This is a genomic window from Nostoc sp. (assembly GCF_036917515.1).
Classification (GTDB): Bacteria; Cyanobacteriota; Cyanobacteriia; order Cyanobacteriales; family Nostocaceae; genus Nostoc.
Window position 1 is genome coordinate 17802 of record NZ_JBALDE010000223.1, and the last position, 12967, is coordinate 30768.

The 12967-nt window shown below is 42.1% G+C and carries 14 protein-coding genes; 4 read left to right on the forward strand and 10 right to left on the reverse strand.

Features of this window, described 5'->3' with window-relative positions; translation table 11 throughout:
- The first annotated feature begins 301 nt into the window (after positions 1-301).
- Positions 302-727: a universal stress protein gene (locus tag V7K89_RS29235; RefSeq protein ID WP_335193538.1), complete on the forward strand. Its 426-nt coding sequence runs from the start codon at positions 302-304 to the stop codon at positions 725-727.
- 19 nt (positions 728-746) lie between these two features.
- Positions 747-956, forward strand: coding sequence for a hypothetical protein (locus V7K89_RS29240; protein WP_335193540.1), 210 nt, complete (start codon positions 747-749; stop codon positions 954-956).
- A gap of 145 nt (positions 957-1101) precedes the next feature.
- Here the strand turns inward: V7K89_RS29240 and V7K89_RS29245 are convergent, their stop codons facing one another.
- On the reverse strand, positions 1102-1488 hold the full coding sequence (locus tag V7K89_RS29245; protein ID WP_334926373.1) for a hypothetical protein: 387 nt from the start codon (positions 1486-1488) through the stop codon (positions 1102-1104).
- Positions 1489-1628: 140 nt separating this feature from the next.
- On the opposite strand from V7K89_RS29245, the gene hslO reads away from it, so the two are divergent.
- Both hslO and V7K89_RS29255 read left to right on the forward strand, forming a co-directional pair.
- Positions 1629-2528 (forward strand): Hsp33 family molecular chaperone HslO, encoded by a 900-nt coding sequence (gene hslO, locus V7K89_RS29250; protein ID WP_335193542.1) that lies wholly within the window; start codon positions 1629-1631, stop codon positions 2526-2528.
- 160 nt (positions 2529-2688) lie between these two features.
- Positions 2689-4776: a chromosome segregation ATPase gene (locus V7K89_RS29255; protein ID WP_335193545.1), complete on the forward strand. Its 2088-nt coding sequence runs from the start codon at positions 2689-2691 to the stop codon at positions 4774-4776.
- Between the two features lie 193 nt (positions 4777-4969).
- Here the strand turns inward: V7K89_RS29255 and V7K89_RS29260 are convergent, their stop codons facing one another.
- The 9 genes from V7K89_RS29260 to V7K89_RS29300 form a co-directional block, all read right to left on the reverse strand.
- A complete protein-coding gene (locus V7K89_RS29260; protein ID WP_335193548.1) occupies positions 4970-5845 on the reverse strand; it encodes an NAD(P)-dependent oxidoreductase in 876 nt (291 codons plus the stop codon).
- A gap of 425 nt (positions 5846-6270) precedes the next feature.
- A complete protein-coding gene (locus V7K89_RS29265) occupies positions 6271-7455 on the reverse strand; it encodes a class I SAM-dependent methyltransferase (RefSeq protein WP_335193551.1) in 1185 nt (394 codons plus the stop codon).
- A gap of 217 nt (positions 7456-7672) precedes the next feature.
- Entirely contained in the window at positions 7673-9415 is a 1743-nt protein-coding gene (locus V7K89_RS29270; protein WP_335193553.1) for a Dyp-type peroxidase, read from the reverse strand.
- Between the two features lie 236 nt (positions 9416-9651).
- Entirely contained in the window at positions 9652-9780 is a 129-nt protein-coding gene (locus V7K89_RS29275) for a hypothetical protein (protein WP_335193555.1), read from the reverse strand.
- 12 nt (positions 9781-9792) lie between these two features.
- A complete protein-coding gene (locus V7K89_RS29280; RefSeq protein ID WP_335193557.1) occupies positions 9793-10005 on the reverse strand; it encodes a DUF5615 family PIN-like protein in 213 nt (70 codons plus the stop codon).
- A 6-nt stretch (positions 10006-10011) separates the two neighbouring features.
- Positions 10012-10344 (reverse strand): DUF433 domain-containing protein, encoded by a 333-nt coding sequence (locus tag V7K89_RS29285; RefSeq protein WP_335193559.1) that lies wholly within the window; start codon positions 10342-10344, stop codon positions 10012-10014.
- Positions 10345-10406: 62 nt separating this feature from the next.
- On the reverse strand, positions 10407-10796 hold the full coding sequence (locus V7K89_RS29290; RefSeq protein ID WP_335193561.1) for a VOC family protein: 390 nt from the start codon (positions 10794-10796) through the stop codon (positions 10407-10409).
- 81 nt (positions 10797-10877) lie between these two features.
- Positions 10878-11414, reverse strand: coding sequence for a GAF domain-containing protein (locus tag V7K89_RS29295; RefSeq protein WP_335193563.1), 537 nt, complete (start codon positions 11412-11414; stop codon positions 10878-10880).
- 371 nt (positions 11415-11785) lie between these two features.
- Positions 11786-12742 (reverse strand): hypothetical protein, encoded by a 957-nt coding sequence (locus V7K89_RS29300; protein ID WP_335193565.1) that lies wholly within the window; start codon positions 12740-12742, stop codon positions 11786-11788.
- Positions 12743-12967: the final 225 nt, after the last annotated feature.

Sequence of the window (12967 nt, forward strand, 5' to 3'; positions counted from 1 at the left end):
ACGCTAAAGCACGCCATTTGCTATCCTACCTTAAGTCACCTTTTAAGCGTCCACAAGTCGGGCATTGCGGACAGTAGTTTCTGGGAGAGGGTTTTCCTCTCTCAAAAACTTGTGAAAAGATTCTCCAGAAAAGTTGCTACAACCCGTTCGTATGAAAGTGGCGTAAAACTAGCTTACCTATGGCGTAGCCTTAAATATATAAACTAAGTTGTCAGATAAAAAATTATTTTAGTGTCACTGCCGACTAATTTTGCTAGATACTTATGTATGTAAGGGGTCTACTCTTTAGGAGACGAGAGCAGTGCTAAATAGTGTTTTGGTAGCTCTGGACGGTTCAGATATTTCAGAACGAGTAATTCAAACTTTAGATAATTTGGTGTTTTCAAAAGACGCCAAGGTTATTCTCTGTCATGTGTTTCTCACACCAGAGTCAGAAATGGAATTACCTGCTGATCGCCCTCAGCCAGAGTCCCCAACGTTTTCTTATTTTCATATTGAAAAGCAACTGCAATTATATCAGGAAAATTTATCAGCCAGAAGTGAGTTAGAGTTAGTAACTGGCGATCCTGCTGAAGAAATTATTCGTCTTGCCAATATTTATAAAACTGACTTGATCGTAATTGGCAGTCGGGGCTTGATGGGGATGAAACGAATTGTTCAGGGTTCTGTTAGCAGTCAAGTTGTAGAAGAGGCTAATTGTTCAGTATTGGTCGTCAAACCAAGGTAAAGATTTACAAGGGGAAGCAATGGCTATAACCACCCCAAAACTAACCTTTGAAGAATACCTGAAATATGATGATGGCATTGATAGCCGCTATAAATTGGTCAAGGGAAAACTAATTCCCATGAGTCTAGAAAGTGGACAACATGATGCACAAGGGTTTAAGAATTTTAATTTATTAATTCTATGTTCTCTGCGTCTAGAGTCGTTAGATAAATTACTTTTAAACTGCTGAGCCACAGAGAAGGACACTTACATGAGCGGGTTTCCCTACTTGAGCAAAGTGTCCGTGACGCACAGAGAAAAAAGAGATTTTTCGAGTTACCTTGAAAGGGCTAGCCATAAAGACAAGGAAAATCCTTTTTCTACGTTCAATCGATTCAACGTTCTTGAGTTGCTAAAAACTGACGCAAGCTCAATAAGCTAAGTGTTTGACCCAAATTCAAGGGCAAAATTGAAACTCCTTCCAAGCGGGACTGTACCCAACCTTCTCCCCAGTACCATTCGTGGAACCCGTCAATGCCTCCGCTGAGTACTAAGCGAAGGCAGTTGGATTTGACAACGTTTACTTGATGATGAATCGCGACTGGCCCAGTCCAGGTTGTAAACTGGAATCCGGGAAGCAGTTCTTCTGGCATTCCTGGCGCAAAGCGTTGCCCTAAAAGCCATTTTTTTAATTGCACGGGATGCAGCAGACTGTCACGAATTGCATCTGTTGATGCTTCGATTTCGATTCGCAGTTGGCTTTGTTGAAAATTACCCAGCATTTTTCTTGGATTACCTAAAGATAAGACATCGCTATTTCTAATATTGCAAATACAATCACTGATTATGACTAAGTGACTTTTCTCGCAGCAGAGAACTTAGAATAGAAAAAGTGAACTTGTTAAGAAATGTAAGGTTATTCATGGCGGATCAGTTAATTCGTGCAACAGCAGCTGAAGGTGGAATTCGTGCCGTAGGTGCGATCGCCACACGTTTAACAGAAGAAGCACGGCAGCGCCACAAGCTTTCTTATGTGGCAACGGCAGCACTGGGTCGAACTATGACGGCAGGTTTGTTAATGGCTTCTAGTATGAAGCGGACTGGATCGAGGGTCAATGTCCGAGTAAAGGGGGATGGGCCTTTGGGTGGCATATTAGTAGATGCAGGCTTAGATGGTACGGTACGCGGATATGTTGGGAATCCATCTGTAGAATTGCCTCCCAACGCTAAAGGTAAATTAGATGTTGGTGGTGCTGTGGGTAGTGGCTACCTCTACGTTGTGCGAGATATCGGTCGTGGTTATCCTTACTCTAGTACAGTAGAACTAGTTTCTGGCGAAATTGGTGATGATGTTGCTCATTACCTGGTGAATTCCGAACAAACACCTTCGGCTTTAGTTTTAGGTGTGTTCGTGGGAGCAGCGGGAGTAACTGCTGCTGGAGGATTACTAGTACAAGTATTGCCTAAAGCCGCTAGAGACGAAGCCCTAATAGAAACGTTGGAATCACGCGTTGCTGGTCTAGCAGGATTTACGCCGTTGTTGCAAGCCGGGAAGACCTTACCTGAAATCTTCGGTGACTTGTTGGGAGACATGGGGTTAGAAATCTTTTCTGAACGCCAAATGTTGCGCTTCCACTGTGGTTGCTCTTTTGATCGCGTTTTGGGGGCACTGAAGATTTTAGGAGAAGCCGAACTGCAAGATATGATTCTTAAAGATGACGGTGCTGAAGCAACTTGCGACTTTTGCGGCAACGTTTATCAGGCAAGTAGCGATCAGTTAGCTCAACTAATTGCCGATTTACAAGCTGAATCTGCTGTTTGAAGATAAAGTATAAAATAACACTGATTTTTGAGATTGATAATGGTACTCTGTAGAGAGAGATAATCAAAAAAGTAGCTTTTTAATGACGAGAAAGTTACTATGTCAACAATGGAATTATCAACCTAAAACAGAGCGCTATTCAATTATTTTGGTGTGAGAGATGACAGAGCGGGATATTCCAGACAGTTGGTCAAGAGCCAGTGGAAGAAAGCTAGATCAAAGCCAAAGATTATCCCGAACAGAACAATTCGGTGAAACTCAGCCATTTGATGTCCCAGCTACTGGTTCTACCTCCAAGTCGGTGAAGCGGCGAAAAAAAAACCATAGGGAAGGATTAACTATAAATAGTCATTCAGAAGAAACTGCTCAACTCGGTGGTACTTCTGGGAAATGGCCACGCTGGATGAAAAGCTGGACGTTGTGGCTAGTACTACTAATGTTGATTCCCGGCAGTGTAGGATTCTTGGCAATGGCAATGCTGCTAAAGTTGCCAGCTGCCCCTAATTGCCCATCGATTTTCTGGCCGCTAGCTAGTGCTTCTGTGCGGCTACATTGCGCTCAGTTAGCGGCTTCTAAGCAAACAGTGAACGACCTATTGCAAGCGATCGCTCTGGTGAAGCAACTACCACAAAATCACCCGTTGCATGGAGAAATTGATCGTTTCATCGAAGAATGGTCGCGGGATATTTTGAAGCTAGCCGATCAAAGTTTCCAAACTGGGAATTTAGAAGAAGCGATCGCAACTGCTCGTAAAATACCCGAAGATGTAGCAGCTTATAAGTTAGTTGATGAGCAAATTGACAAATGGCAGGCGATTTGGTCAAAGGCTGAAGACACATACAACGGTGCGATCGCCGAAGTAAAGGAACGGCGGTGGCAATCAGCGTTCATGTTATCTGCCAAAATGCTGCGTGTAGACAATCAATACTGGGCAGGTACTAAATACGACCAATTGAATCGTCTCATTGCCACAGCACGAGAAGATGGCGATAAGTTAGGAAAAGCCGAAAGTTTAGCAAACAGCAAAGTAGTTGATAACATACTAGAAGCGATCAAGTTAGCCGAGTCAATTGGGCAGGAAAGTTACATTTACCAAAAAGCTCAGGAAGCGATTCCGGCATTTGGACGCAAAATGTTGGAATTGGCACAAGCGAAACTAGACAAGCAGGATGCGGATGAAGCGCTGAATATTGCTAGGGAAATACCGGAAAGTGCGAAACTGCAAGGCGAAACTGATGACTTTATTGCCATAGCTGACGCGAAAAGAAGTGCTTGGATCGGTGATGTTTCTGGTTTAGAGGCAGCGATCGCCCAAGCACAACAAATCGATCCTTCCAGACCAGTGTATAACGAGGCACAGCAACTAATTGTTCGTTGGCAATTGGAAATTGAAGATGTTGCTCATCTGGAAAAAGCGAGAATATTGGCTAGCCAGGGAACAGTCCCTAATTTAACCGCAGCGATCGCCCAAGTACAGCTTATTCCTACTAGTAACCCTAGAGGCGCAGAAGCTAGACAAGAGATAAATCGCTGGAACGCCCAAGTGGAGACAATTGAAGACCAACCTTACTTAGATCGCGCCGAACAGATCGCAATATTCGAGGATATTAACTCCTTGCAAGCTGCGATCGCCCAGGCCAGCGAAATTCGTAGAGGTCGTGCACTATATCCAGAAGCACGGAAAAAAATTCGTACTTGGGTAGGAAAGATTGAGCGAATTCAAGACCAACCTTATTTAGACCGAGCACAAGAACTGGCCCAGAGTGGAAATCTCACCGCCGCTATTAGCACAGCTCAACAAATTGCTTCATCGGGAAGGGCGCTTTCACAAGAAGCACAAACTGCGATAAATGACTGGGAAGGAGAAATCCGCACTAGAGAAAACTGGAAAAAAGCCCAGGAAGTGGGAGCGGCTGGCACTCCAGAAGCCTTGGTTGAAGCAATACGACTGGCGGATCGAGTTTCAAACAATAGCATCTTACGTATGGATGCGAATCAGGCTATTGATCAATGGAGTCAGCAATTGTTAGAAATAGCACGCACTCAAGGTCAGTCTGATATTGCTAGAGGCATTGACATTGCCAAATCGATTCCACGCGGTAGTGCTGCTTACAGTGCAGCGCGAGAGCAAATCAAGACTTGGCAGGAATTTCTCAATCCTCAACCTGAACCTCAGCCTTCATCTGTGCCTCAGCCTCAGACTGAATCTCTGCCATTTCCCCAATCAACTACTAATAATGGCCAGTAATATCCTTTTAACGATTACGATTCAGTTAAAACCTTTTGATTGAGCATTTTCAAAGATATATCAGGAATCCTGGGGTGTAAGAAGAACCGAATTTACAAAATTTTTCAAGTGTCAACTTACACACGGGGCGATTATCAATCGCCCTTTTAACGTTAAGTTGATACCAATGTATATTTGTAGACCCTAGAAAAATTTATTCTCCGATCGCTTCTCCCCATTCCTTAATTACAGAAAATAATGATGAGTAATCATCATCAGCAAATGACATTTTCACGGCTGTTTGCAAGATTTGCCGCACTCCTTTAATACTGCTAACATCCAAACTCCGAGATTTTGCTTCTGAAATAAATAATTCCGTATCTTTAAGCAAGTGTTTTGTGGGAAAATTGGGATCGGCATAATTGCCATCTAACATTCGTTGTAGCTTTTTGTCAAAGGTAGAGGCGTAGAGTGGACTCTCACGCAAGATTTGCATAAACACATCAACATCGACACCTTGACGCTGGACAAAAGCTAGACTCAGAGCAAAACTAGTTGTTAGAGAAGCTATTAGTTGATTTAGTGCCAATTTAAGCGCCGCCGCAGATCCCACTGGCCCAATAAGTAAAGGTTTCCCAAAATTTTGGAGTAACTTCAAGTGGCGTTCGTATTGTTCTGCCTCGGCCCCTACCATAACACTCAACTTGCCAACTTTTGCTTCTGGGATACTCCCTAATACGGGTGCTTCTAAATACTCACCGCCACCAGCAACAACTGCATCTCTAATTTCCTGGCTTTCTGTAGGCGTAATTGTTCCCATTTGGATGATAGTGCGCCCTTTGAGAGTTTGCGAAGCAGTATCTGAAAGCAAGACATTATAAATGGCTGGTGCATTAGTGAGCATGAGGATTACGTACTCAGCAGCACTAATGGCGTGGCGAGCATTCGTAGCAATTTCAGCCCCAGCTGCTTGTAGTGGTGCTAATTTTTCTGGGGTACGATTGTAGGCAACTAGCTGTATATTTGCGGCTAATAACCTTTGAGCCATTGGTAGTCCCATCAGTCCAGTTCCCAGAAATGCCACCTTCATTTTTTACGTTCCTTTAATACAGCGTCACCGTAAGCGTTGCGTAAAGCTTTTGGCATAGCTTCTCTACCAAAGGCTGCGGCAACGTTTAGAGTAAGTTATTGAGCATCATAGTTCATCGTGAACATCGGATTGTTTGATTCAAATTTAGTTGGGAAGTAGTTATTTGAAATTTAAGATACAATTCTAAATCCCAATTTTCCTATTCCCTAACTCTGGCAATCAACCACCAGCAGCAAAAGTCAACATAATTATCACTGAAAGTAAAATACCGGGGGTAAGTAGTGTTACTAACATTAACAGGTCATGAGTGGACATAATTATTATCTTGGTAGTGTGTTTAACTTTACAGTAATCACTGTTATGCTAATCCAAATAAGACTGATACTGCATTCTTAAATAGAGTTTTAACTTTTCTTTCTTTAGGCTTACTCTGGCAGGATCAATCCTTTTAATGGTTGAGAAATTTCCGTATTGTCCAGACCTTTGCTCTGAATTAAGACTCCAAAGCCGCCGAGTCCTGTGGGATCTATAAGTTGGTGTAGTGCGTCCCGGCGCTGTAGTAACTGCGAGAGAGGTTGCTGTTGATAAGAAAGGGCTGCAATGCGATCGCCTAACCCCAACGCCATCAAAAATAATCCCTGCTGGATAAAACCAACATTTTTTAAGTTACACTTCTCACCCCAGCGTTCTAAAGCTGTAAAGTCAACATGTGCAGTGATATCTTGTCGCCCAATATTAATATAAGGGTTGTCATGAAAACGATGATGGTAATAACACTGTAGTGTTCCCTGCGATCGCCTGGGATTATAGTAACGACTGGCGGGGTAGCCATAATCAATTGTTAACACATAGCCGCGCTGCAAGCGGTCTGCTACTATACTCAACCAGTCTAGAGCAGCTAAATTAATTTCACTACGATAGCCATCTGGATATACATTTTGGGTGAAGTCGATTCCCAGTAAATCGAAATGTTCAGCTAGTTGGGGCGTTGAAGGTTCTCCTGTGACTTCTACAAATGATGGACATGGGGCATTAGTTTGTTTTTCATTCCGTGTGGTTACATAAATTTCTCGGAGTTCTCCCGTTTCTAGGATGAATTGATGGACAGGGAACGCATCTACTAACTCGTTAGAGAAAAAGCAACCAGCGATCGCATTTGCTGGTATATCCTCGAAATTGCACCAACGCACGCGGAAATCTTGCAAGCGTTGCTGCTGTTCTTGTCTTAAAGTTGGAGACTTTTCAACAATGATGTACTCCAGGGCGGTAAAAAAATCTGGGTAGTGCTGTTGAAGATATTTAAGGATATGCAATGCCAGCAATCCTTGGCCTGCTCCCATTTCTACTAGAGAAAAGGGTACAGGTTTTCCTAAAATCTCCCACATCTGGAAAAATTGTTCTGCTAGTAACTCGCCAAAGTCAGCGCTGAGGTTGGGAGAGGTAAAAAAATCACCACCTTTAAAGCCAATTTTGAGTGCATCACTGGAATAGTAGCCATATTCAGGGTGGTATAATGCCATATCCATGAATTGGGCGAAAGTAATTCGTTGCTGGGGACTAGTGGTAATGTAATTGGCGATCGCAGCACACAATGCTGGATTTGAATCCATAAATTTGAGGTTTGAGATTGGGGAATAGAGAAAAATAAATGAATTATGAATGATGCAAAACAAAATTCATAATTCATTATTTCCCTAATGGTCTACAAACCCCATGATATAGACCACTGTGCTATGAGCGCTGGCATTTATTGACAGACAAAACTGGGGAAGTTTGCAGTTCGGTGCGATCGCCACCAAATGGTTTTACCCTGGTCACATAAAATCATTATTTTGTCAATACTTCCTTCAAAGCAGAAATCGACGGTGCAAAGAAGTAGCCGCCACCAGTAGGAATTACCCAGTCTTCACGTGCAGTCAACTCCTTAGTTTGAGGTTGATTTTGGTCATCTTCAAGGTGGATAAAGAACTTGCGTGTGCGATCGCCACCTGGTTTGTTATTTTCACTTTGACCAATAATTGGATCGTGACCAAGAGTTAATTTACCTTCAAACTCGTGCCCGGTAGCCGCCTCCTCACTAAAGTTTGGATCGTTAGCCCAGAACTTAGTGACAAACTCAAACTGGTCTACAATCGAAGTCTGATAAGCCAAAAAGTGGAGACCGCGATCGACAAAGTTCGGGTCTTGTAGCGGATTGTTCGGTGTAGAAGGAGACACCGGGCCATAAGGAATGCCGCGACGGAGCAAGCGATGTGTTTGAGTCGTCACTTCACTACGATCAATATTAATCTTGTCAGAATTAGAAACTTTCCCTCCTGGTGTTTTGTCATTGCGTGGATAAGTCTTGCGGACATGGGCAATAAATGGACAGCGCAGACCCGTTGCATCTTTGGAAGGTGGAACTACATCGTTTTTGAAGAATTTTCCTTCTGGTGCATCATCACCGTTGAATTCAAAATCATTATTGGCATTCTCATCATCACCCAAACTTGGGGCGTCTTCTTCCGGCGTGCGGACAGTAGGAGCGCCACTAGGCCAGCGACCAATCAGCTTTGCACTCACCTTTCGAGCGTCGGTGTCTAAATCAGCAGCAGTGTCATTCAAGAACTTGTGGAACTTATACACGTCTTGACGCAATCGCCGGAATACAAGGTATGAGCCATCATTCGCCCAGTTTAATCCTGCCGATACAACCTCACCTTTGCTATGTTCCAACTTTTTAGCATCATTGTCCTGACCTTCATAGCCAAAAACGAACTCTCCTGGCCAGAGAAGATCCTGTCCTGGTTTGCCCTGGTTTTTATTTTCTGGGTTCTGCCGAGGAGTCAGAAGTTCTCTAGGATTATCAGCAACTCGGCCACGAATACCAGGTTGTGATATTCCATCCAAGTTGCCGAAATGTTCATGTCCAGTCAGGGGTGCAGGTAAGTTGGTTCCTTCTTCTAAGAAGGTAATTCTGGCTCCGCTGCTCTTAGCGTTGCCTTTCCCATCTGTAAATGCCACAATGCTTTCTAAAATCCGGGAGATTTCTGCCAGCAAGTCCGCGCGTTCGTCGCTGGCAATGATCAAAACCACATCAACTTTGCCATTATCTGGCCCACCTACAACCCAGCCAATAGGTTTGCCATCTTTGTCTACCGGATCGTTCAGTTCAGCAGCGCGTGCTGCTAGCCCAGCTTTAAAGGCTTCATCCGTAAATGAGTCGGCATCATTGGTTAGTTTCTTTAGCCCCTCAAAGGAGAAAGCTACATTAACCCAGGTTGCTTTAACAGTACCTTCGCGACCTCGCCGTTGTCTGGCGGATTTAAATAAGCGGTTGAAGGCAATCACTTCTGAGGCGGTGGCAATGAAATTGATCTGTGACTTTAGCCAATTCTTGAAAGCATTTGGATTTTCAATTTCAAGGAATAAGAGGGCTTGGTAGTCTTTATTGAATCCACCTAGAATGTTGCCTTGAATATTGTTGACATTGAGAATAGGCTCATTAGGCGCGGGTACGAAAAATGCGTTTGCCTGTTGACCTTCTAACGGTTCAGGAGCAGGCGCTTCACGAATTATTTGTTGTGTCATGATCAAAGTCGTGTTTATGGCATAGCCTATTGGCTATTCCAGAATGGAAATATGAAATTAGGTATCCCTGATGGGAGCCTGTATTAACTTATCAAAGATAGATAAAAAATTTATGCAGCAATTCTATCCATATTTCATGGTTAGGAAAATTGCGTCGTATGAAAGAGTGTAGCGTGTAGGTGTGGGGTGTAGAGAAAACTAGCACCAATGTCAGCCCAATTAATCGCCTCCAATCGTTAACGTAAAGGCAAAAACCGGACTTGTCCTTCCCATTCTCCTTCTAAGCTACATTCATCTAGCAACAAAATTTCCTCGATCGCTAAACCAACCCAAACACGACGACTAATCTCAAATAACCCAGGCATTGCCAAGCCTGCTTATAATCGTTCATAAGCAAAATTTGTCATCGTCGTGACATCATGAGTTAGCACCACACGCCTATTTTGCGCTGCCCATTCTAATACAGTTGGGTCGTCTGCTTCAATCAATCCAACGTCCTGAACACGGACAATATCAACATTAGTGTTACGACGCAGAACACCACGGATAATCTGATTGTTAAAGTTCTCGTCAGCCAAGAAACCCAACATCGCAGTTTACCCTTGTGGGTTGCGTCTTGCTAAAAGGCGATCGCGCACTCCAATAGGGTTAAAACGCTTTTCAGCTTCCTGTTGAACCTTCGTGGCAAGTTTTTGACGCTCTAGAAGGTAGGTATCAACTTCGGCTTGATGTCGTAGGTAATAACCAATTACTAAATAGATATCCCAAAGATGAAGCGATGGGTACTGTTCTCTAATTTCTTCTGCTGTAGCCCCTTCAAGGAAAGCTGTAACGACTGTATCTAAAGTGATGCGGGTTTTGCTAATCCTAACAACGCCATTTGCATCAGTTACAAGAGGAATTGGGTCAACACTAGGAATAAATAGCATTTTTAATCTCTGGGCAGTGCTGTTTTCCTATGCCTAGTATAAGCTAAAAGACAATTTGCTATTTAACCACTTACCAACGACACCAGCACACCGTTGGGATCGCGGACACGAGCAATAGTATGTCCACCAGGCTGAGACTTAGGGGCATCTAATGTTTTTGCGCCTGCCCCGATCGCTCTCATATAAGCACTGCCAACATCAGGAGTAATAAATGATATCTGGATTGAAGCCGGTGGTTGTGTAGCGTGGTTGGGATGGCAGCCACCAGGAAATAACTTCTGTGCTTCGTTACTAGAGGAGAAGGCTAGTGTGGTGTTTCCGGTTTCGATTTCCGCCCAGATAGACTGCCCCTTTTCCAGGATAGTGCGACGAACTAAACCAAAAGCTTTTTCGTAAAACTCAACCGTCTTAACTACATCGTCTACCCAGATGACCGTGTAACCAAATTTCACAGTTCTTTCTCCTCATTAGAAAAATCAGTGCTAGCAAATATCTCTGCTACTTAACTGTATGCGATTTGAATACACAGTTACTTAACTTTCCAGAATATTACGATCTGTTTTTAGAGTTTGTGCCCCTATTTGCATCATTTCTATATCTGATGGCGACCAATGATGAGGCCCTTGACAGTGATGTGCTACTAGCAATCCCCATAATCCTTTAGGGATGACAATTGGTATAACTAAGTTGGCACGAACCTGGATACTGCGCAGAAAATCTCGGTGACAAGGCTGGATTGGCTCTAATTCAATATCAGCGATCGCCTTTACCCGTCCTCCTAAGTATAAACCAGCATAGTCACTGTTAAAACAATTATCACAACCAGTGGAACCTATTATTGAAAATTCTTTACAACTCAAAGATTCAAAAGTCACCTGTCCTTGCCACTGACTGTAAAAATAATACAATACTACTCGATCAACCTGAAGGAATTCTCTGAGTTGATTAGTTGTTTGCCGCACTAACTCATCACGTTGCATTGTTTTAACAAGGCGATCGAGCAAATTTTGTAAACCCTGTTCGCGGCGATCGCGGCTATCGTTAAATTTCGAGTGAGAAAGAATTTGCACGGTTCTAAAATTACTACTAAGTAAATGCTACAGGATTTATATATATAGTAATTTATTAGACCTTATTTAAATACATTATTGTATTTATATCAGTAATTTCATTTTATCGGAACATAATACTATTCAGGCTCTGCGGTGAATTTAAAATAAATTATAAAGAAATTCGATTGTTTTAATTTGCACCCCAAAAATTTAAAATTATAAATTTAAAGTTAAAGTTTTTGAAATTTTCAAAAAATATGCTGAGTATTTCTCTAGTTTTAAGCAATAAATCTACTTCAACCTGTAATATGAAAGTCAGTTTGTATTTCTAGTTACAGATATTTATAAACCAATATAACTAAAAACCTTCATGGTTGGGCCATTAGTATTCAAAATGCTACTTGTAAGTCTCTAAACATTGGCACAAAAGTACGGTAAGCTTCTAATGCTGCTTCTTTTACGGTTACATTCACAATTGGAAATGTAGTGAGGATGTAGCTAAATTCATCTTCGGTTAAGCCGTAAAGGTGTGCTACCATGCCATCGAGTTCGGCGCGGAGTTTGGCGCGTTCTGTTTCGTTGGTAACGCCTTGTTGATGGGAACCTAGACCGACTTCTTGCGCGAGTTCGTCAAACTCTGGTGTGGTGCAGATGAGTTTAGCGGCGCGTTGTACAATGTCGTTGAAGTAGCGATCGTTTTTTGTTAAACGTGGGACGGGTAGTTGATAAATGTAGAACATATTAATATTTGTTGTTACCTTTTGTCTGAGTAACCAATCAATTACAAAAGAGTTTAGTAACCCAACGCAAAGTAACTGTGATATATTGTCAATTTTATCGGCAATATTTAGAGAATTCCCTGTGAAACAAGGGGGAATAATAGTACATATCAAAGACCTTTCATTTGTATTAGAAGCGATACTACGATATGCATATCTATAGTTTTGATATCCTAGTTTTTGTTGAGCATCTATTTTTTTACCTAATACTGCTTTTCTTCCTTCATTTTCTATAATCCAGTAACGTGGCTCTGAAAAAGTATGAGTAAATTGATGAATTATCTTACCTTCATATAATGGTAATTTACCTTGATTAGAATTTTTATGAAAAAGAAAAGCATCATCGGTCATATTGAATTCACGATGTAGTTCCAAGTTCCATTTATCTTCAATTTTTTCACCCAGTAATGGAAATTTTGTCATTTTTTCAGCAATGTCAAAATCAATTTTATTCTTGAACTCCATTACTGAGAGAGAATCAGGTGATAGCTTTCGCACCAAGTCAATACTAATAGGTAAACCATCATTTTTAGGGAATCTTTGCAAGTCTTGGACATCTTGCCGCATAAAAGTAGCGGGAAAATTTTCTGTTTTGCCTTCTTTATCAAAAGTAAGAACAACAAATTTAAAACGGCTATCAACACCTTCAAAAATTGTTTTGCGATTTTCAAAGCAGAATAAACCAGTGATTTGAGTGTTATTATAGCAGTCGCCATCTTAGTTAGGACGTAGAATATATAGAGAAGTGATTGATTTCTGCATTCGTATGGCAAACCCTTACAGTTATGATCT